18 protein-coding genes are annotated in these 24,807 nt (G+C 45.1%); 6 read left to right on the top strand and 12 right to left on the bottom strand.

The annotated features are described in order from the left end of the window. Positions 1-174: 174 nt before the first annotated feature. Complete coding sequence (locus QUB08_RS01570) at positions 175-444, bottom strand: hypothetical protein (RefSeq protein WP_333222854.1); 270 nt, start codon at positions 442-444, stop codon at positions 175-177. Positions 445-744: 300 nt separating this feature from the next. On the opposite strand from QUB08_RS01570, the gene QUB08_RS01565 reads away from it, so the two are divergent. The 3 genes from QUB08_RS01565 (at position 745) to QUB08_RS01555 (ending at position 6,086) form a co-directional block, all read left to right on the top strand. Further along, the gene (locus QUB08_RS01565) at positions 745-3,609 is read left to right on the top strand and encodes a tetratricopeptide repeat protein (RefSeq protein WP_333222852.1); all 2,865 of its coding nucleotides are present in this window, start codon (positions 745-747) and stop codon (positions 3,607-3,609) included. Between the two features lie 166 nt (positions 3,610-3,775). Beyond that, on the top strand, positions 3,776-4,450 hold the full coding sequence (locus QUB08_RS01560) for a Uma2 family endonuclease (RefSeq protein ID WP_333222850.1): 675 nt from the start codon (positions 3,776-3,778) through the stop codon (positions 4,448-4,450). A gap of 115 nt (positions 4,451-4,565) precedes the next feature. Then, entirely contained in the window at positions 4,566-6,086 is a 1,521-nt protein-coding gene (locus QUB08_RS01555) for a 16S rRNA (cytosine(967)-C(5))-methyltransferase (protein ID WP_333222848.1), read from the top strand. 23 nt (positions 6,087-6,109) lie between these two features. Here the strand turns inward: QUB08_RS01555 and QUB08_RS01550 are convergent, their stop codons facing one another. The 8 genes from QUB08_RS01550 to QUB08_RS01515 all read right to left on the bottom strand — a co-directional run bounded on the left by QUB08_RS01550 (position 6,110) and on the right by QUB08_RS01515 (position 15,580). Beyond that, a complete protein-coding gene (locus QUB08_RS01550; protein ID WP_333222846.1) occupies positions 6,110-8,677 on the bottom strand; it encodes a penicillin-binding protein 1A in 2,568 nt (855 codons plus the stop codon). Positions 8,678-8,916: 239 nt separating this feature from the next. Then, positions 8,917-9,927, bottom strand: a complete 1,011-nt coding sequence (gene chlG, locus QUB08_RS01545; protein ID WP_333222845.1) for a chlorophyll synthase ChlG — start codon at positions 9,925-9,927, stop codon at positions 8,917-8,919. A gap of 86 nt (positions 9,928-10,013) precedes the next feature. Next, on the bottom strand, positions 10,014-11,204 hold the full coding sequence (locus QUB08_RS01540; protein ID WP_333105565.1) for a transposase: 1,191 nt from the start codon (positions 11,202-11,204) through the stop codon (positions 10,014-10,016). Between the two features lie 332 nt (positions 11,205-11,536). Continuing rightward, complete coding sequence (locus QUB08_RS01535; RefSeq protein WP_333222843.1) at positions 11,537-12,019, bottom strand: DUF29 domain-containing protein; 483 nt, start codon at positions 12,017-12,019, stop codon at positions 11,537-11,539. Positions 12,020-12,157: 138 nt separating this feature from the next. Continuing rightward, positions 12,158-12,862 (bottom strand): helix-hairpin-helix domain-containing protein, encoded by a 705-nt coding sequence (locus QUB08_RS01530; protein ID WP_333222841.1) that lies wholly within the window; start codon positions 12,860-12,862, stop codon positions 12,158-12,160. Between the two features lie 116 nt (positions 12,863-12,978). Next, a complete protein-coding gene (locus QUB08_RS01525) occupies positions 12,979-13,326 on the bottom strand; it encodes an NINE protein (RefSeq protein ID WP_333035309.1) in 348 nt (115 codons plus the stop codon). Between the two features lie 94 nt (positions 13,327-13,420). Beyond that, positions 13,421-13,633 carry a hypothetical protein gene (locus QUB08_RS01520; protein ID WP_333222839.1) on the bottom strand — a complete coding sequence of 71 codons (213 nt, stop codon included), beginning with the start codon at positions 13,631-13,633 and terminating at the stop codon, positions 13,421-13,423. A gap of 354 nt (positions 13,634-13,987) precedes the next feature. Beyond that, positions 13,988-15,580 (bottom strand): type II CAAX endopeptidase family protein, encoded by a 1,593-nt coding sequence (locus tag QUB08_RS01515; RefSeq protein ID WP_333222837.1) that lies wholly within the window; start codon positions 15,578-15,580, stop codon positions 13,988-13,990. 385 nt (positions 15,581-15,965) lie between these two features. Here QUB08_RS01515 and QUB08_RS01510 point away from each other — a divergent pair, with 385 nt between their 5' ends. From QUB08_RS01510 to QUB08_RS01500, 3 genes are all read left to right on the top strand, one after another. Continuing rightward, positions 15,966-17,327 (top strand): histidine phosphatase family protein, encoded by a 1,362-nt coding sequence (locus QUB08_RS01510; protein ID WP_333222835.1) that lies wholly within the window; start codon positions 15,966-15,968, stop codon positions 17,325-17,327. A gap of 215 nt (positions 17,328-17,542) precedes the next feature. After that, a complete protein-coding gene (locus tag QUB08_RS01505) occupies positions 17,543-18,856 on the top strand; it encodes a dihydroorotase (protein WP_333222833.1) in 1,314 nt (437 codons plus the stop codon). Positions 18,857-18,978: 122 nt separating this feature from the next. Continuing rightward, a complete protein-coding gene (locus QUB08_RS01500; RefSeq protein WP_333222832.1) occupies positions 18,979-19,737 on the top strand; it encodes a 4'-phosphopantetheinyl transferase superfamily protein in 759 nt (252 codons plus the stop codon). A gap of 340 nt (positions 19,738-20,077) precedes the next feature. On the opposite strand, the gene QUB08_RS01495 is transcribed toward QUB08_RS01500, so the two are convergent. Genes QUB08_RS01495 through QUB08_RS01485 form a run of 3 tightly spaced genes read right to left on the bottom strand, consistent with a single transcriptional unit; the run spans position 20,078 to position 24,574 of the window. After that, positions 20,078-21,409, bottom strand: a complete 1,332-nt coding sequence (locus tag QUB08_RS01495) for an adenylate/guanylate cyclase domain-containing protein (RefSeq protein WP_333222830.1) — start codon at positions 21,407-21,409, stop codon at positions 20,078-20,080. Next, positions 21,406-21,798 carry a response regulator gene (locus tag QUB08_RS01490; protein WP_333222828.1) on the bottom strand — a complete coding sequence of 131 codons (393 nt, stop codon included), beginning with the start codon at positions 21,796-21,798 and terminating at the stop codon, positions 21,406-21,408. Before QUB08_RS01490 ends, QUB08_RS01495 begins: the two co-directional genes overlap by 4 nt. Before the next feature lie 22 nt (positions 21,799-21,820). Then, positions 21,821-24,574 (bottom strand): ATP-binding protein, encoded by a 2,754-nt coding sequence (locus QUB08_RS01485; RefSeq protein WP_333222826.1) that lies wholly within the window; start codon positions 24,572-24,574, stop codon positions 21,821-21,823. Positions 24,575-24,807 lie beyond the last annotated feature (233 nt).

The raw sequence follows: 24,807 nt of genomic DNA, 5'->3' as shown, positions 1-24,807 counted from the left end.
TATGAAGTTTTGTGTATTGTAACAAGTCTTAAGGAATATTTTTGAGATTTTTTCTTGTTCCCCGGCTCTGCCTGGGGACGCAGATTGGGAGGATCTGCTTGCTGTTTTCCTCAGCAATCGAAGAGGCAGAAGGCTGCGTTAAGCTTTGGACTAACGCAGCCTTGAGATTTGAGTTCAAGCAAGTCTCCAATTCTTATCTTTTGGAGAATAAATGAAGGCAACATTCACAAGAATTGAGCCATCTTTTTTGCCTGTAGAGTAAATTTGCCACGTACCTGTGGGAACCTGCCGCAGATACGGTTTATTTTTCCTTAGCCGATCGTAGATTGAGCTTTTGGAGCATTTGGTATATTCGGCGGCACGTTCAACATTGCAGCCCATTTCCACCAAAACTGCGATCGGCTGGGTGAACAAATTGAGCTGTTCGTTGTTATAATTAGTCATGAAAAATCCTCGGTCTATATAGACCATAAACAACATGAGAGTGCTACTGGTTGCAGCCAGTGGCTCCCGAAAACTGATAAGCGATCGAAAGCGTCTCTAGTAACAGCTAGGGGCGCTTGTTTGCTTGTTAAGGGCAGTCTAACACTGCTCTTAAAAATATACAATAAAAATAACGTACATTTTTTAAATATATGGTAAATTAGACGTAGACGCCTTTAAAACCTTGTATAACAAGCATTTCATGGAAAACGGATTGACCAGCATTTCTCGTTCCCAGTTACTATCGAGGGGGTTGACAGTATGAAAAGTACACTTGTCTCTCGCTTCACGCCCAGTCTGATGAAGCACGAAGATTTAGAGGAGATGTTGGTGCAGCGTCACGATTTGGCAAACGAGCTAGTCGAGTCAATCCGCCAGAGTATCCTCAAGCCGATCGAGCAGCATCACCTATTGATTGGGATGCGAGGTATTGGGAAGACGCACTTAGTCTCGCTAATGTATCACCGCGTTTCCCAAATGGCGGATTTGCGGGAAAAAGTGCTGATTGCTTGGTTGCGGGAGGAAGAGTGGGGCGTCACGTCGTTTCTCGATTTGCTGCTGCGAATTTTGCGATCGCTCCAATCAGAATATCCGGCTGAATACAAGGCTGAATTGTTCGATCGGGTAGAATCGCTTTACGGTGAATCGCCCGATACCGCTCAACAGATAGCAGCAGAATTGCTGAAAGATTTTGCGGGCGATCGCACTCTGTTTTTACTGGTAGAGAACCTTGATGATTTGTTTGAAGGATTGGGCGACAGCGGGCAGCAGCAATTCCGAGACTATTTAGAAAATTATCATTTCTGTACGATTTTCGCGACATCTCAGCATTTATTCAAAGGAATTGACAATAAAAAAGCGCCATTCTATAATTTTTTCAATCTCCACTATTTAGAAAAGCTAAATTTAGCTGAAGTTGTCTGCTTATTGAAAAATCTGGCTAAATTAGAGGACAACAAAGAACTAGAGTTATTTATAGAAACGCCAAAGGGACGTTCTCGAATCGAAGCAATCCATCACTTGGCTGGCGGCAACCACCGCGTTTATATGATTTTTGCGGAATTTCTGACTCGCGACTCGCTCGATCGACTGGTAAAACCATTTTTGCAAACCCTGGATGAATTGACGCCATACTATCAGGCGCGGATGGCGTGGCTTTCCCCGCAGCAACGAAAGATAGTTGAATTTTTGTGCGATCGGCGCGGGGCTGTCATGGTGAAAGAGATTGCCCAACGCTGTTTTATGACGCATCAGACAGCATCCAGCCAACTTAAACAACTGTCTGGAATGGGTTATGTGACGAGCGAATCGATCGGGCGCGAGTCGTATTATGAACTTCAAGAAGTGTTGATGCGCTTTTGCATGGATGTGAAGAAGCATCGGGGCGAGCCGATTAGTTTAATTGTGGATTTTTTGCGGTTGTGGTACACGCAAGAAGAGCTGAAACAGCGATTGGAGCGCTTGGGAGTAAGATTTAGTGCGATCGGGAAAGAGCTAGTTGATCTTAGCTATGAAATAAGTCATTTTAAGTATCAGCTAAATCTGGAAACACTACCGCCTAATACTCTAGTTGAGCGAGAATATCTGCTGCGTGCGCTTGGGCCACGGAAAACAGAGGATTGTGAAGACTCTCGCGTGGCAGCTTGCGTGCAAGAAATTGAAAATTGCAAAGAGAAGAAAGACTATGTTTCTGCTTTAAATCTAGCAAATAAACTGGTGGCAATTCGCGGTAAGGCACGAGACTGGTTAGAAAAAGGACAATGCTTGCAAAATCTCGAACGCTATGATGAAGCATTAGAATCCTTTGAGAGGGCGATCGAACTTGACCCCAACGATCTGTCGGCTTTGGTTTTACGAGGCTATGTACTCTACAACCTCAAACGCTACGATGATGCTTTAGCATCTTTCGATCGGGCGATCGAACTTGAGGCAAATTATCAGTCTATTTGGGCTTTACGAAGCTACGTACTTGATAACCTCAAACGCTATGAAGAAGCTTTAGTATCTTTCGACCGGGCAATCGAACTTGGTGCCAATTATCAGGAGATTTGGCTTATACGAGGCAATGTACTCAACAAACTCAAACGCTATGAAGAAGCTTTAGCATCTTACGATCGGGCGCTCGAACTTGACCCCAACGATAAGTTAGCTTGGTATCTGCGAGCCGATGTACTCAATAATCTCGAACGCTATGAAGAAGCTTTAGAATCTTACGATCGGGCGCTCGAACTTGATAGTAATTATCAGCAGTATTGGATTAAGCGAGGAAATATACTCAAATATCTCGACCGCTATGAAGAAGCTTTAGAATCTTACGATCGGGCGCTGGAACTTGATCCCAATTATCAAGGGGGTTGGCTTTTACGAGGCGATTTTCTCCACTACCTCAAACAATATGAAAAAGCCTTAGAATCTTACGATAGGGCAATCGAAATTGACGACAACGCTCCGTTAACTTGGGCTACGCGAGGCGATATACTAAAAGACCTCAAACGCTATGAAGAAGCCTTAGAATCTTACGAGAGGGCGATCGAACTTGACGACAGCGATCGGTTCAATTGGGTTGGCCGAGGCGATGTACTTAACAATCTCCAACGTTATGAAGAAGCTTTAGTATCCTTCGATCGCGCCCTCGCACTTGGCCCAGATTTATATGCTTTCAACCGCGCTATCCCCATTCTCGGATTGAATCGTTGGGACGAAGGTATCGCCGCGTTAGATGACGCATTTCAAAGCGTTGAAGCTGACGATGAATCTGAGGCGCACGATGCAAAATTAATTATCAAAAACCTCTTCTCCAACAACGATATAGCGATATGGAAACCTCGCATCACTAGCCTAATTGCAGTTTACAAAAAACACGATGTCATCTCTATCTTAGGACAGGGAATTGTGCGAAACATCCCCGCGCTAATGTCAGAAATGGTAAGCGACAAAGCCGCACGCACTTGGTTAGAATTGTGGCAAGAACTAACCAGCAACTACGAAGAATTCCAAATTCCCATCCGCCTGCTGAATGCGGCAGTCCGCTATAAGGAAACAAAGGGCGACAGACGAGTTTTGCTAGAACTTGCCATAGAAGAACGCAATTTATTAGAACGATTGGTGTCAACCAAACCCGAATAAGTAAAACAGGACTTACGCACTCCGACAAAGAAACCGGGTTTTTTACCTAATCTTCGAGTACGAACGAAGTATTTTCGTGAAAAACCCGGTTTCGGCGCCCCATGCGTAAGTCATATAAAATAGATATAGAATAGAAATTGATGCTACTAGCAATGGAGTCATCCCCATGACAACAACCATTCCCACTCAAACTTTGCCAGAAATCATCTACCCAGACAGCGACGGAAAACCCATGTCTGACAATACCAAACAGTTCCAATTAATAGTAAAAATTCAAGGTGGAATAGATGCCTTATTCAAAGACAACGAAAATGTCTTTGTAGCAGGTGACTTGCTGTGGTATCCCGTCGAAGGAGATAACAAAACTCGCCAAGCACCTGATACTATGGTAGTCTTTGGCAGGCCCAAAGGTTACAGAGGTTCCTACCAACAGTGGCTTGAAGATAATATTGCGCCGCAAGTTGTCTTTGAAATCATCTCGCCGGGAAACCGACTGGGAGAAATATTTAAGCTTTTTAAGTTTTATGATAATTATGGAGTCGCAGAATGTTATTTCTACGATTTAAAGGATAATGAGTTAATAGGTTGGCTGCGAAGTGACGGAGAACTCAACTATATTGAATTAATGGATGGTTGGGTGAGTCCGCGTTTGCAGATCCGTTTTGAAACTGCATCGGGAGAGTTAGAAATTTATCGGCCTGATGGACTAAAGTTTTTGTCTTATGTGGAGTTGTCAAGACAAATGGAACAAGAACGACAGGAGAAAGAGTTAGTACAGCAAAAAGCCGATCGCCTTTCAGAAAAACTCCGAGAAATGGGCATAAATCCAGAGGACATTTGAGATTATAATAGTCCTCGAATCACGGGCGATCGGAAATTGGGTTTTTCACCAAATCTGCGGGCTGTAACGCGTCTTATCGTAAAAAACCCGGTTTCTAGACCCCCATATCTTAATTATGCAAAATCCTCGCCAAATAGCTTTTCTCGCACTCCGCGAAGTCCACCGCCGAGGTGCATTCGCAGATGCCGCACTCGATCGCGCTTTCGGCAATTCTCAACTCAACGACCTCGATCGGCGTTTAGTGACAGAATTAGTTTACGGTAGCGTCAGGAGAATGCGATCGATCGACTTCATCATCGACAAACTAGCCACAAAGAAATCCTCCCAACAACCTCCCGAACTTCGCACCATCCTACATTTAGGCTTATATCAACTCGAATATCTCAACCAGATTCCCCCCTCCGCCGCCGTCAACACCACCGTTCAACTAGCAAAAGAAAACGGATTTTCAGGACTCAGCAGTTTTGTCAATGGTTTGCTGCGACAGTATACCCGTTTAACCCCCCCAACCCCCCCTTACCAAGGGGGGGCTAAGAGTCTTCCAAATTCCCCTCAGCAAACAGAGACTAAAACCACATCTAACTCCCCCCCTTACCAAGGGGCTAAGAGTCTTCCTAATTCCCTTCAGCAAGCAGAGACTAAAACTACCTCTAACTCCCCCCCTTACCAAGGGGGGGCTGGGGGGGGTTTGAATTCCCTAAAATTACCCGAAAACCCAGTCCAACGCTTAGGAATTATCCACAGTTTCCCCGACTGGCTAATAGAATTGTGGATCGAACAAATAGGCGAAACCGAAACCGAACAACTCTGTGAATGGTTCAACCAATCCCCCACAATTGACCTGAGAATTAATCCCTTAAAAAGCTCGATCGCCCAAATTGAAACCGCCTTCAAATCCCAAAACATTAGCGTTAGCAGAATCCCACACTTGCCACAAGCATTAAGACTAAATGGCAGCATCGGCGCCATTCAAAACCTCCCCGGATACAGCGAAGGTTGGTGGACAATCCAAGACAGCAGCGCTCAATTAGTCACCCATTTACTAGCGCCCCAGCCTGGGGAAACCATCATCGACGCCTGTGCCGCACCGGGAGGAAAAACCACCCACAGCGCCGAATTAATGCAGGATGAAGGCACTATTTATGCCTGCGATAAAACCGCCAGCAGACTCAAAAAACTTAAAGAAAATGCCGACAGACTCCAGATGAAATCCATTAAAATTCATACCGGAGACAGCCGCCATTTCCCAGAGTTTGTTAACCTCGCAGACAGAGTTTTACTAGACGCACCTTGTTCCGGCCTCGGAACCCTCCACCGCCGCGCCGACGCCCGCTGGCATCACACGCCCGAAAACATTCAACAACAATCTCAACTGCAATCGGAATTGCTAGCAAATGCAGCGACATTTGTCAAGTCCGGCGGCGTATTAGTTTATGCAACTTGCACAATTCATCCCTTGGAAAATGAAACAGTTATTCGATCGTTCTTAGACAGCAATCCTCACTGGCAAATAGAACCGCCAACCATTGATTTACCCGTACAGCCATCACCCGAAGGATGGGTGAAAGTGTGGCCGCACAGAGATCACATGGATGGCTTTTTTATGGTAAGGCTAAAGCAATTGAAAAAGGAGTAAAGTCCTTACTCCAAACCGATAGTTTAATATCCCGGTTCTTGATAAGCAGGCTCTTGATAAGCCGGCTCTTGATAAGCTGGCTCTTCATAAGCCGGTTCTTGATAAGCTGGCTCTTGCGGTGGGTAATACTTCGGTTCAGGATTGGGATTGTAAGGTACGATCGCACCATCCTCATTCACAATCATCCCCCGAATAATCCTCTTAGGCTCCACCGGTTTAGCCTTAATACTGCCTTTGCGGCCCTCCAACTTCGGCAACTTCGGAAACTTCTCAACGGGCATTCCCTTAACAGCTTGACTCATAAAATCGCGCCAATTGTAGGCCGCCGTACCGCTAGTTCCCCAAGTCGGATAATTATCATCATTCCCCAGCCAAACCCCAGTCACCACCTGTGGAATGTAACCAATAAACCACAAATCCCGGACATTTTCCGAAGTACCGGTTTTGCCTGCTACAGCGCGATCGTTTAAAGCAGCAGGCCCCCCCGTACCGTCTTGCACAACACCCTCCAACATCCAAGTAGTAATCGCAGCACTATCCTTATCCAAAACCCGCTTCGGTTTAAAATTAGCCTGATAAATCACATCTCCCCGCTGATTAATCACCCGCTTAATTCCGTGGGCTTCAATAAAATTCCCTTGCGCGGCTAAAGTACCGTAAGCATTGGTTAACTCCAGCAAATTCACCTCCGAAGAACCCAAAGCCAGGGAATAAATCGGACTCAATTTCGACTTAATTCCCATATCGTTGGCTACTTTGATCGCCGGTTCAAAGCCCACATCCATCAACACCTTCACAGCTACGACATTCACCGAACGTGTCAAAGCATCAGAGATCGATCGCCAACCGCTAAATTTTTTGCCATAATTATTCGGTTGATAGCCGTCGATAATAATTGGTTCGTCTTCGTAACTGTCATAGGGAGAAAAACCCGCCGCCATCGCCGCGGCATAAACCAACCCTTTAAACGTCGAGCCAGGCTGCCGCAAAGCCTGCGTAGCGCGATTAAATTCACTTTCCTTAAAATTTCCCCCTCCTACCAGCGCCTTAACTTCCCCAGTCTTAGTGTCCATAGAAACTAAAGCCGCCTGTTCAAAACCCTGACGGCGGCCATCAACTTCGATCGCATCTTTAACCACCTTTTCCGCTATTTTCTGCCACTTCAAATCCACCGTCGTCTCGACAGTCAAACCGCCAGCTTCCAAAGCATCCTCAGAAACATAGCGCGGCAATTCCTTCCGAATGTAACTAGCAAAATAAGGTGCGACTACTTTAAATCGCTTCGGCGGACTTGGTTTAACTGCGATAGGTTCCGCCATCGCCTCCTTCGCCTGAACCTCTGTAATTACCTTCGCTTCCTGCATTTGTTGCAGCACAAGATTGCGGCGTTTCTTAGCAATATCGGGATTAACCAAAGGCGAGTATTCGCTCGGTGCCGGCGGCAAACCCGCCAAAGTTGCCATCTCTGCCAAAGTTAATTTATCGACTGTTTTGCTAAAGAAAACCAAAGCTGCATCTGCCACTCCGTAGGCATCCGAACCCAAATAAACCAGATTTAAATATCTTTCTAAAACTTGGTCTTTACTCAACTCCCGCTCTATTTTCTGAGCTAAAAGAGCTTCCCGAACCTTCCGCCTAATACTTCTTTCCTGATTAAGAAAAACAACGCGAGCCAATTGTTGCGTAATTGTACTGCCGCCCTGCACTAAATCTCTCGCTATCAAATTAGAAACAATCGATCGCACAATACCTTGATAATCCACCCCGCGATGTTGATAAAAACGGCGGTCTTCTATGGCAATAAAAGCTTTAACCAACAGTTCGGGAATTTCTTGAAGTTTCAGTTTATCTCTAGTTGCAGGCCCCGACTGCAACAAAATCGTATTATCTGCCGCCTTAATTGTCAGTGTCCCGTCGCGGTTAAAGGCGGACAAATCGTTAACATCTGGCAAACCTTTGTCTAAGGTGTACAAAATCCATAAACCGTAGATTAAAGCGCCCCCGCCTATACTTGCCACACCTAAACTTATCCAAAATCTAGGGCGGCGGGGGATACGTTTTTTAGTATTTTCCTGCGGTGCGCTATTTTCCTGTAGTGCCGTATTTATCTGCTGTTGGGTGTTCTGCGATTCGCTATTTTCCGGCAATTCGCTACTATCCGATTTTTGGGGTGATTTAGTTCCCAGCAAACTTAATCCCGGCCGCAACAATTCTTTTCCCTTGGTTTGCAAGCTGGTAACTTGAGGTTCAATTTCCAACCAAGCAATTAAGCGCTTTAACCCTTCCCAATTGCGCTTGACTATTGGATATCGAGCGTATTCTGGCTCTAAATATTCTGACTCTAAATATTCTGACTCTAAATATTCTGACTCTTCTAGAGGTGCAGCATCTTCTGATACCACATACTCGGAGCGCTCATCCCTTGTCTGTGTAGAAAATTCCGCCTCGGATTCCGGCGAGTTGAGCTTATTGCCCTTCGCAGCCTTGGGCGGTTCTCGATCGGAATTACCGCTTATTGCGTTAGTGACTTTGCTCAATGTATCTTTGATATTTGAGAAAAATTCTGCCACGTTCAGACCTTCAAACCTCATCAAGTCCGATTAAAAATTAAAAATCAAAAAAGCTAGTCTTCTTCAATTCTTAATTTTTAATTCGACATTTTTTCTTGAATAACACGCTGCCTTGAATTAGATTTTTTGAATTAAAAACTTTTTAATTCACCACTCAAAATTCAAAACTTTTCTTAACGCTGCAGAGCTTGGTATTTTTTCGAGAAGTGAATTAGATTTTTTGAATTCAAAATTTTTTAACTCAAACCTCAAAACTCCGCTTAACTCGCATGACCCAGTGCCAAGGCTGCTACCAGCATACCCAAAACCAGGAAAGGCTGAGCACTTGCCTGATATTTAACATCATTTTCCAGGGGATTACGCAAAAAGTACATATCCTGAAAAGTAATTTGGGGAATTATCAGCAGCAGCAGAATGACAGCGTAAAGGTTTTGGTGGATGCTGATCAGGTAGCCTGCAATCCCAGCTTGAAAGATGTCGATCATCAACACGCAAATCCAAGCTGCAGTGCTGATGCCAAACATCACTGGTAAAGATTTTAACCCTAATTGCCGATCGCCCTCAACACTTTTGAAATCATTGACGATCGCAATCCCCAGCCCTGCCAAACTATAAAACAGCGTCAAGATCATAATGGTGGGATCTAGTGTACCAAACAAAGCTTGACCCGCCCACCAAGGCAGGGCAATGTAGCTAGCACCCAGGGCATAATTTCCCAACCAGCCATTCTGCTTGAGTTTCAGCGGGGGCGCAGAGTAGATATAAGCTAGAAACGCGCCGCCGAGAGTCAAAACAGTCATTATCGGGAATTCATGACCCGCCCACAAGTCTAGAGCATAAGCCACCCCAATGCCAGTCGCTAATAATACCAAAATTTGCGTTACTACTTGGGGAATCGAGATAATCCCGGAGGGAATCGGACGGTAGGGCTCGTTAATGGCGTCGATGTCGCGATCGTAAAAATCGTTCAAAGTTTGAGTGTACCCTGCCAGCAACGGCCCTGACATCAACATACAAGCGGCTGCGATCAAAAAATTCTCTAGGTTCCAAACATAGTTTCCAGAAGAAGCCGCCCCGCACACCACGCCCCAAATTAGGGGAATCCAGGTAATCGGTTTCATCAATTGCAAGCGAATCTTCCAGATAGAAGTTTCCCCGCTAGCGGCCCCTTTCATGCCCAACAGTTGCCGAGTTTTGGCACTGCGGTTTTCGGTAGCAGCACTTTCCGGTGCAGCTTCTGGGGAGATTTGGGATGGAGGAGAGTCAGACATAATTTGATGTTAGCGGTACTGCTACTATTGTGTCGTTTTGCATTTCATTGACACTCTCCGGGCTAAAGCCACAGAGATTCTTTGATCTACGAGTCAATTTGCTGAGACAGGATTTCTCCAGCCAAAGTAGAGATTGATTCTCCCAAAGCGTTACTTGCATCAAGTGCAAAGGTTCCGGTATGCCCTACCGTACCCAATCCTCGACTTAGGATGTTTTTGGCTGCATTGAAATCTCTATCCAAGGTACACCCGCACTTGCAGACGTGCGTTCTTGTGGACAGCGTTTTCTTAACAACTTCTCCGCAGTTAGAGCATTCTTGGCTGGTATATTGCGGATTTACCGCAACCGTTACCCGCTCAAATACTTTTCCAAAATATTCAAGCCAGATGCGGAACTGATACCAAGATGCGTCGTTAATAGACTTAGCTAAGCAATGATTTTGCACCATATTCTTGATTCTCAAATCTTCGTAGGCTATCAAGTCGCTTGACTGAACTACGCACCGTGCAAGTTTTATTGCATGATCTTTGCGTTGTCTACTTATTTTGAGATGCTGCTTACCTAAAATCTGTCTAGCTTTGCCTCTATTTTTGGAACCTTTAGTTTTTCTGGATACGCGACGCTGACAACGCTTGAGAACTTTCTCACCTTTTCTCAGGAATCTAGGATTTTCCACCGTAACTCCGTTTGAATCGGTGTAATATTCTTTCAACCCAACGTCTAGTCCGATGGTATTGCCAGAGGGCTCCGTGTTTTCCTTTCTATCGACATCGATACAGAATTGGACGTATACACCGTCTGCACGTTTTACTAATCGAACCCGTTTAATTTGGTTGATTTGGTAGAAGTGCAGATCGCGTGTACCTTTTAGCTTGAGCTTGCCAATTCCTTTTTTGTCGCTAAATTTAATCGATTTCCTGTCGTCTGCAAGTTTCCAGCCAGTCGATTTATACTCGACAGAACGACAGTCTTTCTGGAATTTTGGATACCCTTTTTTGCCGGGAGTTCCTTTTTTACAGTTGTCGTAGAATCGGGAGATAGCAGACCAAGCACGTTCGGCGCTAGCTTGCCTAGCCTGCGAATTGAGTTCATCAGCAAACGGAAACGATGCTGCCAATACCGCACAGTATTTGTTCAAATCGTACTTGTTCACTTTTTTGTTGTCGATCCAATAGCGTAAACAACTATTGCGAACAAACTGGGCAGTGCGAATTGCTTCGTCTACTGCCGTGAACTGGCTTGATTTTCCGTAAGCTTTTAACTCGAAGACTAGCATTGTTTTACCTCCCACCTTATGCTACATCATCTGGCACAAAGTAAGAGGTGGTACAACAAAAGTTTACATAAAAGTCGTCCTAGAAGGACGGGGTTTTAAACCCAGTTTTTTGATATAGCAATCCGATCTGAGTCTCACAACACCACGCCCTCTTGTCTTCCTAGACTTCTTATATAGCAAGACTTTCAGATTTTACATATCTAGAAAATCACTTAGGATTGCTATAAATACTTTTTTTTATAATTTCGCGCTTGCCCGCCTGCAGGGGGAGATTTTTGCCAGCCGGTGCATTTAATGTCAATTACCAGGAGGCGATCGAGTTTTTTGCCATACTACCCTTGAATGATCTCATCTGCCAGAAAATCTGGCAAAAATTCAGAATCTAGAACCTCGACCGAAGTGTAGATACATAATTGCGGAAACGTTTCTACAGGCAATCCAGTTTCAGCAATTGCTTGTTCTGCTGCATCCGCATAGCATTCAGTCAATACCTCTTCAAGATATGGTTTGAGACTGGGGGAATCTTTGATAGCTTTGCGAATGCGTCTGCGATGTTCGGCAATGCTGCCTTTCCAACTACCGCTTCTTTGATCCGGTTGAAATTGCCACTTAAGCAAGTGCAGGAGAATTACAACCAGATTACTCTCTAAACTCCGGCGTTCACTTCGCCCCATGTCTTCTATTTCTGCAATCAGATTTTCCCAGTCGATGTTTGAATAGTCGCGAACCCGCAACTTTTCCACAGTAGTTTCAATCCATCTCAGGTAATCTGTATCATACAATTTTTGTCGTTCTACTTCTAATTTTGTCGTCATAATACTTTTTAGTTGGGCGGGGGCGGGTTTACGAGATGATTGGTTTTAGGCAATTATTGTTGGTCTAACCCGGCCCTACAAGGTTCGATCGCATATTATTGTTTTTTTTTTGCTTTGGACTTACTTAACAACTGCAAATTAACAAATATGGCGGTATGAATCAAAAGGCAGTCCCGTCCGCCGCTTGACTTCCACAACTGATTTATAAGCACCTTTTCTCTGCCTTTCTCTAACTATTCTTTCAGCAACAGCTCGATCTAAACCGCTGGCGATTAACTCTTCCGGCGAAAGAATATTTAACCGTTTCCAAGTAAACTGAGATTCTTTTTGATAATTGTAGCTGAAGCAAATCATCGGGGCGATGCGTCTGACGTGACTTTCGGGAACTCCGGCTATTTCTGATAACTCTTCGGCGTGGGTGAAAATGTAGCCTTCGTTTTGCAAAGATTCAATATCGTTGGCGTAGACGATCGGCAAACCCAAGATTCTGACCATATCGTCTTTGGTACACTCGTTAATATCTATTTTGCCGCGCACGTTTGCCAGTTCTTCGGCATTAGTCGCACTCGCCGGAACCAGTAAACCTCTGGGTGCGGTTTTGATGAGATAGCGCTTTTTCAAACTAAAAGCGGTGACAATTTGAGCAATCCAAACGATCGTACCCAAATTAACTGAAGAAGAAACCGCTAGTGCTGCTAAAGTAATGCCAACACCCCATCCCATCCAACTGCGAATATTTGACTTTTGGCCTGCATAGGCGATCGCCAATCCGCCGAAGTAGGGAATAAAAGCATACCACACCCAGTTGGGAGTTTGACGCAGCCAGTATAAATCTTGAGACACTTTATTTTTATCCTTAAATAGCTGTGATCTCACACTTACTTATTTCACTCCCACTTTTTTAATAGTGGGCTTCCTTCTTCCTTCTTCCTTCTTCCTTCTTCCTTCTTCCTTCTTAATTACAATTCTCGCAACAGTTTTTGGCGTTTTTCTTCATATTCTTCGGCCGTAATTGCGCCCATATCGTAAAGTTTTTTCAATTCGCCGATCGCCCCGGTTACATCTTTTGCCGCTCTGAGGACATACCCTGATGGCAACGTGCCGCCATTGTACTGAACCTGAAAAGCTTGTTCCGACATCAGCAGCAGTCCAAGAAAATCGAAAAATGCGATCACGAACGGAATTAATGTCCCAGAAAATAGCAAGTATAATACCCCTGCTAAGTTATTGCCCAAATAAAATTTGTGAATTCCGAAACCTCCTACAAAGAAAGCTAACAGAACTGCTACGGTTTTATCTTTTACCATTTTTACTTTCCCCAGTTTTTTATTTTAACTTCCGCCATCGACTTTGAATGCACGACCTTGAACAATCGAGCTAAGTAATTTTACTAATTTTTACTCATTTATTTGGGTTTTTGCGAAACTTAGACATCGCAAAATACAGCAGAACTATACCGGCTTGAGCTTGTAGAATGACCAAGTAGCCTCTCAAGAAATAATTGAGTTCGCTGCCTGAATTGAGAGAAAATATTAAAATGCCCAAGGCTGCGTAGGGTGCGAAACGCATCCAACTCGGCGTTCCCTCTAACTTGTGGCTGTTCAAATTGCTCATTGGGTTTAAGCCTCATCCTAAATTAAAATTTAGCTATAAATTAGCCGGATTGTCAACTTCCGTTTGGTGCGATCGCCCGCGTGAGTCTCTCAATCCATCAGCCGACAAGATATTACTTCCATGTTAAACCCTGTTTTTCCGCTAAAGTAAGGGAACCGGGCGGGCAGATCGGGCTCTGTTGCTGAGATTACAGATTAGGGTGAACCCGCCCCTAATGAAATTCCGGTTATTTTACCGGGCTAGATATCAGGGGCGCACCGAACAGCCTACTGCTGTTTTTGGCAAGAGTCGATCGCCCGCACGAAAACTGTCAAAAAAACTCTGTTAATTCACAATTATTAACAACCGCCCCAATTAACTCGCGCCACCACCCAAAAGAAACAGACTCAGGAGAGTACCGCTGTTCCAAAGACTGTGGAGAAGCATAGGAGCAAGTAGATTGCGCGATCGCGTGTACACAAACCCCAAAACCGCACCCAAAGTCGCCAAAGGCAGAATCTCAGAGACACTCAAGTGAGCCACCGCAAACAAGAAAGCAGAAGCTGCGATCGCCCCCCAAACAGGCAAATAGCGAGTCAGAGAAGGCAGTAGAAAGCCCCGAAACACAATTTCCTCAAAAACCGGAGCCGCGATCGCCGCAGTGCCAAAAAACACCGCCAAAGCCACGTTGTCCCTACCTTCGAGAACGATCGGCAAAATCGGATTACTGCCACCTTGTCCCTGCCAAAATTGCTGATTGATCAGCGATACCAAAACTACCAAAGGCAAAGCAACAAAATAGCCGCCAAATCCCCACAAAAACCAATTTCCCCGCCAATTAATCCGAAACCAACCTTCAGGTAAAGGCAAAAAAGACTTGACCGAAAAATACAGTACCGAAAGCCCCCCACCCGACAGCAACAAATAAGTAGCAAAGATATAAAAAGCCTTGTCGCGCGGGTCAAAAGTAGCTGGATTGAGTTTTAAAACAGCCAGAGAAACAGGCAGCAACAAATAGGGAATCAAGATTTGCCCGACAAAGAAAAAGCCGACCACAAGTACCTGCCAAACAATCTCACCGTCCCAAGGCACATCCCAAGTCAAGCTCGCATTTCGCGCCAACAGCGGGCCGGAACCTGCTGTATCTAACTGCTTCCGCTGCAACAACCACTGCACGGTCAAACCAACCAGCAAAACCGTACCAATACAAAGTGCGATCGCCGGAACGCCAACTATAATTGCCAACTTTTCTACAGCTTGCTCTGCCGTTGCTTGCTCTGCAGCTTGCAGCGCCGCCAGCTCTTTAGAACGTTCTTGCAGCTTGTAAAGTTGAGCTAGAGCGCGATAGCGAAACCACCCATCCAAAGACTTTTGAATGCGCGGCTCGGCATCCGGCAGCAGTTGAGCCGGATTGCTCCAAATTCCAGTTAAAACTTGAGCAGTTTCCACCGAAGAATCATCATCACTTTTAGTTTTGTAGCGCTCAACTAAATTTTTCCAACTTTGCAGAGCCGCCTCAGTTTTGCCACTGCTTGCCTGCAAAATTCCCAATCGCAAGTCAAGTTCGTTTAGCAGCACTGACTGTTGCTTTATCGACTCGGACGCCGCCTTATTCTGAGCCAAATTCAGAGTATTATCAGGCGACTTGGAGGCAATGGCAGACTGAATTTCTTTAACTTGTGCTTGAGATGTTTCGAGAGTTTTGCGAGTCGAGTCTCGCGCTTCTTGATATTGCGTCAAAGCCGTATTTAAAGGATCTGCACCGACAATATTGGTGCGCGCCGAACTTAAATTAGCACTCTGATTATTTTCTCCTTGCCACTCCGAGGCGTGCAACAGCAAATTTGTCTGGTAGAGTTCCAGTCGGCTTTGAATTTGCGGCTGATTCCAACTAGCAAGTAAAGATAAACCGACCAGGGCGATCGCGATCGCCGTTAAAATACCTAAAATAACCCGCTTCAGTGTCATTCCTCGTTTTCCGTCCCGCGCGAATCCGTGGCTAAATCTTTTCCGTCTTTAATCATAGGTCGTTGCAGACGAGAGTATCCCGACAACTGGTAAAATTTCACTGGCTCATCTTTTTGACTCGCCTCGCACCCTTCGACTGGGTAAGGTAGGCATCGCATTGGTCTACAGTTTGACGACTGGGTTCCGATCCCCCCTAGCCCCCCTTCTTAAGGGGGGGACAGGAAACGCTCAAAGTCAACCCCTACTCCCCTTCTTAAGGGGGATTTAGGGGGATCGAGACTACGGTAGAAGCGAGGTTTTTCAATGGGGTAAGGTGCTTATGGGTACACCCTCCGACTCGGTAGCAGCGTAAATCTAAAATCTAAAATCTAAAATCTAAAATCGAATGACTCGCATTATCTTAGTCCGTCACGGCAAAAGCACATACAATCAAGAACGCCGCATCCAAGGCCGCCTGGATAAATCGATTTTGACAGAAGCAGGCCGCAGCGCCGCCCTGCAAGTAGGCGACACACTCAGCAGTATCGCCTTTGATGCCGCCTATACCAGTCCTCTACAACGAGCCAAAGAAACAGCGGAAATCATCCTGTCGCGCTTGACAAATCCGCCGCAGCTCCAGCCAACTGATAATTTGATGGAAATCGATTTGCCTCTGTGGGAAGGAATGCTGCGGCAAGATGCGATCGACAAATTCCCCGAAGCATATCAGCAATGGCAAAAACAGCCAGACAAATTTTCCATGAAACTGCTATCTGCTGACGGAGAAATCGAACACTTTCCCGTATTGGCAATTTTTGCTAACGCACGTCATTTTTGGCAAGAACTTTTATCGCGCCACCAGGACGGCACAATTCTAGTAGTAGGTCACAACGGAATCAACCGCGCTCTTATCGCCACCGCGTCGGAAATTACCCCGGATTACTATCAATCAATTCAACAGTCAAATTGCGGAATTAGCGTCATTAATTTTGGAACTTCCCCTGTTACCAACGACGCAATTGGAGAGCCACAAAAGAAAGTTGCAGTTCAATTAGAGTCGGTGAATTTAACTTCCCATACCGGGGAAATTTTTCCCAAACCGAGGGACGGACACCAAGGCCCGCGCTTGTTGCTGGTGCGTCACGGCGAAACCGACTGGAATAAAGCCGGTAAATTTCAGGGACAAATTGACGTGCCTCTCAACGATAACGGTCGCGAACAATCCCGGCGAGCAGCAGAATTTCTCAAGGACGTAAAATTAGATTTTGCGATCAGCAGTTCGATGCTGCGCCCGAAAGAAACTGCGGAAATTATTCTCCAATATCACGGCGGTTTGCAACTGGAACTGCGCGATGAGTTGAGAGAAATCAGCCACGGACTTTGGGAAGGAAAATTTGAATCAGAAATCGAACAATCCTATCCGGGTTTGCTAGAAGAATGGAAAACATCTCCTGAAAAAGTGCAAATGCCCGAAGGAGAGAATTTGCAGCAAGTTTGGCAGAGAGCGATCGCATCTTGGCGAGAAATAGTACAATCAGTTTCTGGTACTGGGATTGTCGTTGCTCACGACGCCATTAACAAAGCAATTCTCTGCCATCTATTCGGTTTGGAACCAGAACATTTCTGGAAATTCAAACAAGGAAACGGAGCCGTTAGCGTGATTGATTATCCCCACGGCCCCGATGGTTTGCCGGTATTACAAGCGATGAATGTCACAACTCATTTGAGCGGCGGAGTTTTTGACAAAACAGCAGCCGGAGCACTGTAATTAGTAAAGTGCTCGGCGCGAACCCGTAGCGGCAAGAACGCCCACCGCTACGGGTTCGCGCCTGAAAAATGTTTGAATTTTGATAACAACCGCGCCGACGCTTAGGAAGTTCTTAATTCCTGAAACTAATGCGGTGGATTGCTTCTTCCATCTTCCTGACATCCGTTACATCCGTTACATAATCCGTTGCCGAACTTCCTTCTTCCTTCTGTTATATGAGCCGCGAACTGCTACAAAATGTACGAGTGCTAGATCCAGTTTCAGGGAGCGATCGCATCGCTGATATTCTGATTGCTGAAGGTAATATCAAAGCAGTTGAGGAAAAAATTGCTGAGTTTCCCGCTGACACAGAAGTGCGGGATTGCCAGGGACTGATTTTGGGGCCGGGGTTAACTGATATCTACAGCCACAGCGGAGAACCGGGTTTTGAGGATCGGGAAACCCTAGAATCCTTGATGCAGGCTGCGGCGGCTGGCGGTTTTACGCGAGTGGCGATTTTGCCGGATACCTCCCCACCTGTTGACAATTTGGCCGGTTTAGCTTTGTTGCAGCAACATATCCGCAATTTGTCGCCCGGCCTGCCCCGCTTGTATTTTTGGGGAGCGCTGACAGCGGGCGTTAAAGGGCAGCAGATGGCCGAGTTGGGCGAGCTGGCCTCCTGTGCAGTGGTGGGTTTTGCGGACGGTTTGCCGCTGTCTAATCCGGCTCTGGTGAGGCGTTTGCTTGAGTATATCCAGCCTTTGGGCAAGTCTGTGGCTTTGTGGCCGTGCGATCAAACTTTGGCAGGAAAGGGCGCGGCGCGGGAGGGTGCGGTGTCGGTGCGCTTGGGTTTGCCTGGAATTCCGGCGAGTGCGGAAACTTCGGCTTTGGCGGCAATCCTGGAGTTGGTGGCATCTGCGGGCACTCCAGTGCACATTATGCGCGTTTCTACAGCGCGCAGCGTGGAATTGATTCGAGATGCGAAGGCGCGGGGTTTGCCGGTGACTGCGAGTGTGACTTGGATGCACTTGCTGTTGAATGTCGGGGCAATTTCAGGAAACTCTCAAGATTCCGGCGGGAAAAATGCTCTGACTGCTTCGTTTGGCTACGATCCGAATTTACGCCTAGAACCGCCGTTGGGCAATCTCAGCGACCAATTAGCACTAATTCAAGCTGTGAAAGATGGCGTAATTGATGCGATCGCGATCGACCACAAGCCGCATACTTATGAGGAGAAAACAGTGGCTTTTGCTGATAGTCCGCCCGGGGCGATCGGCTTGGAATTAGCTTTGCCTTTACTGTGGCACGGACTGGTAGAAACTGGCGAATTTTCAGCTTTGCAACTGTGGCGAGTGTTGAGCGCAGGCCCTGTAGTTGGTCTCGGACAAACCCCCGCCACGGTTGCACCAGGAGTCTCTGCTGAGCTGATTTTGTTCGACCCGGAAATAAGTTGGACTGTTGACGGGTCAAGTCTGAAGTCGCGATCGGCAAATACGCCTTGGTTGGGACAGCAATTAGCCGGAAAAGTTGTGCAAACTTGGATTTATTGACCGTTGAAATAGAAATTCATCTGTTGTAGAACAGGCATCTTGCCTGTTTCAAAAATTATAACAGGCATCTTGCCTGTTTCTGGGAATGCTGCCTGATGTGAGTCATCAGAAAGGATAAATACATGATTGCTGGTCTTGATTCGTGGAATTTCCCACCGCAAAACCTGACATTAGACATCAACGAAATTCATGTTTGGCGCGTATCTCTGGCTCAAACAGAATCTTGCTTGCAGAGTTTACAAGAGACTCTCTCTACCGACGAGCGGACAAAAGCCGAGGGTTTTCACTTTCCCAAAGGTCGATCGCAATTTATTGTGAGTCGTGGCGCGCTGAGAGCAATTCTGAGTAGCTATCTTCATATAAATCCTCACATTTTGCGCTTTGATTACAATCCCTACGGCAAACCCTCTCTCATCGCCACCCAAGGTGGAAATACCCTGCGTTTCAATTTGTCTCACTCAGGGAACATGGCACTAATTGCGATTACCAAAAATCGAGATATTGGTGTCGATATTGAAAGCATAAATCCCAACTTTCCTTGCCTGGAAATTGCAGAAAAGTTTTTTTCACCATTAGAAAATTCTGTGTTGCGTTCGCTCCCAGAACATCTCCAATGCACCGCTTTTTTTACCTGCTGGACTCGCAAAGAAGCCTATATCAAAGCAGTCGGTAAAGGACTTTCTATTCCCCTGAATCAGTTTGATGTCAGCCTCGCACCAGGAGAACCTGCCGCGCTATTAAATGTTGAAGACAACCCCGAAGAAGCATCGAGATGGTCTTTAATGGAATTAATTCCGAGTTCAGATATGGTGGTGGCGGCTGTTGCGGTTGCAGGAGATTGCTCTAAACTTCATTGTTGGCAGTGGACAGGGGAGTTTTGAGTGATGGTTCGTATCATTTCATTTATCAAAATAACCTTGGTTTCAACTCAACAGAAAGCACTTAAAAAATACAATTTTATGCCAGATTCTAATCCCTACAAAATCTAAAATCTAAAATCCTCTGAGACTGTTTTCTCCTTTATGACGCCGGAAACTCGACGCTCATAAACCCGGTGAATGAGTATATTTTTTGTTACTAAAACCAAGATTGTTCCGAGAAAGCGCGTTTCTCACATAGAGAGTAGAAAAACAGGATTTTGATTGAATAGTAGAGACTAAATCAAATAATTATTGTTTTTATCCCAAGTTGTGATTCATCACTTCTTTGTCCCGGAATATATTAAATAAAGTCCGATAGACTTTTGGGCAAAATTACCTGCAATTCCTGACAGCGTTGCAGATAGTTGTGCGCCACCTGATCCAAGGGATTCTTTCGCAGGCAATCAGCAAACAGTTCTGCTGCTTCTTGATGTTTAGCAGCAGCGTAGTTGTACAGCGCTTCTAAAAATACGGGCAAAGTTGCTAACTTGCCCTCTTTCACTTCTGGTGCATCGGCATCAAAGACTTCGTAAATCGTCAGCAAATCCGATTTACCTTTCACTCGAACACAGCCGATATTTCGGATTGCGTAACTTGCTGTATCGCTCAACTCTAAGAAAGTATTTTGAGTAATCAGCATCGACACAGCGTAACTTTTCGTCAAGCTTTCCACCCGCGAGGCTAAATTCACCGCGTCGCCAATCACCGTACTGTCCATCCTGTTAGTTGACCCGACTGTTCCTAACATCAATGAACCCGTATTGATGCCAATCCCAATTTTAATAGGTTCGTAGCTGCAACTAATGCGATGTTGATTGTATTCATGGAGACTGTGCAGCATAGCAATTCCTGCCTTGACTGCATCCTCTGCACTGTAGCCAAACAACGCCATAATTGCATCGCCAATATATTTATCAATAAAGCCATGATTTTTAATAATGCTTGGCTCCATTCGACTCAAATAAGAATTAATAAAATTGAAATTTTCCTGCGGTGTCATTTTCTCGGAAAGAGCCGTAAAATCCCGAATATCGGAAAACAATATTGACATTTCCTTTTCTACGCTCTCGCCGAGTCGAACGTCGCTCAAGCTATCGTGGCTTAGCAGCGAGACAAATTCATTCGGCACAAAGCGTTTAGCAGCTTCTGTTAATTTTAATTGCTGTGATAGGGCAAATTCTAATTCCTGATTGATTTTCCGAAGTTCGGCATTTTGTTCTGCTAGTTTTTTATCCTGACTGTAACTGTGGACGGCTTCTGTCACAGTCAATTTCAAGTCTTCAGTTTGCCAAGGTTTGCTGATGTAGCGGTATAGTTTGGCCTGTTTGATGGCATTTCCTACCGCCTCAATAGTAGCCTGACCGGTTAGCATCACTTTGAGAGTTTTGGGAGAAATTTCGTGAACTAGCCGCAACAATTCATCTCCTTTCATGTCAGGCATCACGTAATCCGAGATAATTAAAGGGATTTCATACCCGTCTTCGAGCAATTCAGCAATTAACTCTAGGGCATCTTTACCTCCTTCGGCAATTTCAATCTGATAAGTATTGCCTAAAGTCTCTTTTAATTCAGCTTTAAGACTTTTCAAAATAGTTTTTTCATCGTCAACGCAAATAATGACTTGTTTGGTCATAGCGATAAAGCCGTTTTAACGGTTTCGATCAGCTCTGATTCCGACCAAGGTTTCTGCAAACACCGATGGAGGTTGGCTTCGTCAAAAGCCCTGTTCACTGCCTCTTCATCGGCTTGACCTGTCAGCATAATTTTTACTATGCTCGGAAATTTTTGATGGACGCGAACCAGAAGTTCATCTCCTTTCATTCCTGGCATTAACCAATCAGATACAATCAAGATAATTGAAAGTTCTTCGTCATTTAATTCATCAATTAACTCTAAAGCCTCGGTGGCATTTTCCGCTAGCTCATACAAGTAAGCATTCCCAAATGCTGATTTTAGCTGGGTTTTGAGGCTGTGTAAAACTACTTTTTCGTCGTCAACACATAGGATAATTGGTTTAGACATTTTTGCAGTATTAACTAAGTGTTCAAGCGAGATTTACAGGCAAAACAACGGTAAAAGTAGTTTTGCCGGGGACAGATTCAACTTCTATTTGACCGCGATGTTTGTCAACTATTTTTCTGACTATATCAAGACCCAGACCGCTGCCTTCTCCGGGGGGTTTAGTTGTGAAGAAGGGAGCGAATATTTTGGGCATGACTTCTGGAGGAATTCCTTTGCCACTATCTGTAACTCTGACTTTGATAGAGTTGCCTTCTTGAAGGATATCTAGAGTTAATGTGCCTTTATTCTCCATGGCTTGCAGGCCGTTGTGAATCAGATTTGTCCATACCTGATTCAGTTGGTCTACATAGCACAGCACCTGCGGTATTTTTTGGAAGTTGCGGATCACTTCTACGCCGTATTTGAGGTTATTTTGATACAGTGTAAGTACGGTTTCTATTCCTTCAGTTATATTAGATTGAACCATCGCTTCTGATGAGTCGTAACGGGCATAATTTTTCAGGGCAAAGACGACTTTAGAAGCGCGATCGGCTGCGGTATTAATTGTTTGGGTTCCTCGCTGGATTCCTGAGAGTTTGTAAGCCATTTCTAAGATACGATCGCGATCGACCTTTTGCAGCAGAGATAGAAAGTCGTCGGCCTCGTAAATTCCCATATCTACCAAGGTGTCGGCGATATCATCCGCTTCGTCAATGTCTTCACCTTCGAGTTGACTAATTAAAGCGCGCTTTAACTTCCTTTCTTCTTTAGCTGTTAAAGTCATATCTTTTTGTAGCGAACGATACAGTAACTCGCAGAATTTTTCAGCTTCTGCGGGCGAAAGCGACTGAAACAGTGACGGCAAGTTGGTGAGAGTTTGACCCAAAAATTTAGTCATATTTCCAGCACTCGATCGGATCGCACCCAGCGGAGTATTCAATTCGTGAGCAACTCCGGCGACTAATTGGCCTAAAGCTGCCATTTTTTCCGATTGAATCAGCTCTTCCTGAGTGGTTTGCAGGTGGTCTAATGCTGTTTTGAGTTCTTGGGTTCTTTCGGCGACTTGGAATTCGAGAGTGCGGTTGTATTCCGCTACCAACTTTTCGGCTTGTTTGCGTTGAGTGATGTCGGCAAAAGCTGCGATCGCATAACTCACCTTTCCTTGATCATCATAGATGGGCGTTCCCCAAACCTCGATCGGAATAATCCTGTCAGGCTGGCGAATTTCCATATCATCAACGTTAACACTCGCTCCTTTAAAAGCATTAATAATTGGATCTTTTTCGGCGGGATAAATTTCGTTAGTACCTGCCAGATAAGCTTGATAAACCTCTCGAATTTCTGACGGATTGTTCGCAACTTTATCTGTACCTAACAAATCCAGAGCGCGAGAATTAACATAATAAGGTTTGTCACTAAAATTGGCGACAAATATCCCGATTGGAACCGCTTCTAAAATTTGATAAAGTCTGCTTTTACTCTCCGACAATTCGGCATTTAAAGCTTGCAATTCTGCAAAGGATACTTGCAGTTGCGCCGCCATACTATTAAATGAATTGGCAAGTTCTCCGACTTCATCATCCCGGTTAATTATTACATTTTTACCCCATTCACCTTTAGCAATATTTTTAGCAGCATCATTCAAAGATAAAATGGGTTTTGTTACCCATCTAGCAGTCAAAATGCCGACAATTATAGCCACGACTAAAGCAGCAGCGCATAAGAACATTGTTGCGGTATTATTGGCATTAATTTGTGCCATAAAATCTGCTTCGGGAACCACAACTACAATCAACCAATCCAATCCTTTGTCATCTTGCCAAGGTCGAACTTGTAAAAATTGTTTTTTACCCTGAACATCAAATTCTAGTGACTGCGAAGTTTTCAGAGATTGGAACTTGTTAAAATAGGCTGATAAATATTGAGCCGTGGCTTTGGTAAAAGTATTTTTACTGTCAATTGCTTTAACTCGTTCGGCTCCGTAGTCTTTTTTTACGGTGTGAAACGGTCTTTCTCCTGTCGAAGTTGCGACCAACATTCCCGATCGCTCGATAATAAAAACTTGTCCGCTTTTGCCGATTTCCAAGCCTTGCAAAAACTGGCCAATGGTGGACAAATTAATATTAGTTAGCAGCACCCCTTGTAATTTTCCTTGTTTGTCGTAGAAAGGCATAGATGCGCCGAGATAAGACGTAAGGCCGGCCGTATTGGGATAAATCTCGCTCCAGGTGGGTTTGCCAACAGCTACCGCAGCTTTGTACCACGGGCGAGTGCGCGGGTCGAAATTAGTTTTGTTGTTTAATAATGCGCCGATTTGCCCTGATTTATTGGTATTATAGGTACGAAAATCATAGTTACTTGCTGCTGTTGATACTCTCAAAGTCAGCGAGCCATTGTCAAGCCTTTCTGCCCCCAAGTTGTCTCTTTGTTCTAAACCTAAACCCGTAAAAGTGAGCGTGTCAAATATCTGAAGCTGCCGCCAAAAATGACGCTGTAAAACAGGTAAATCTTGCAGGTTCAGCGTACCGATATCGATCGCCGCAGCATTGATCTGGTTGACCTGATGGGGTACAGTCAGGTAAGTCCCCAGATTTTGTTTGACGCGGCTGGCTACTTCTGCCATCAGTCGATCGGCAATTTTATTGACTGCCTTTTGTCCGTTTTTAAATGAGAGATATCCTACCAGTCCCACCGCCACGAAAATTTGCAAGACGAAGGGAACTATCAGAACTGTTCGCAGGGTGCGGGAGCGAGCAGTTTTGGCAGCGAAGCTACCAGCAGATTTAGTTCTGTTCATAATGAGAATCCTCGATCTTCATATCCTTGTACGTTTTATTCACTGCGTCATAGTCATAAATTAACCCGGATTTAATGACTAAGTGCGGCAGATTCATCAAACGGCACGTATCCTAAAGGCACTTATTCTGAAGCCAGGAGGAAGGAGGCACTTATCCTAAAGCCAGGTTTGGGTCCAACTCCTTGATACAATCCTTGCCCTGAACCATAACCTTTTTTAACACAACCGACTGG

Source organism: Microcoleus sp. BR0-C5 (genome assembly GCF_036705045.1).
GTDB lineage: Bacteria > Cyanobacteriota > Cyanobacteriia > Cyanobacteriales > Microcoleaceae > Microcoleus.
This window is presented reverse-complemented; position numbering and strand designations above follow the sequence as displayed.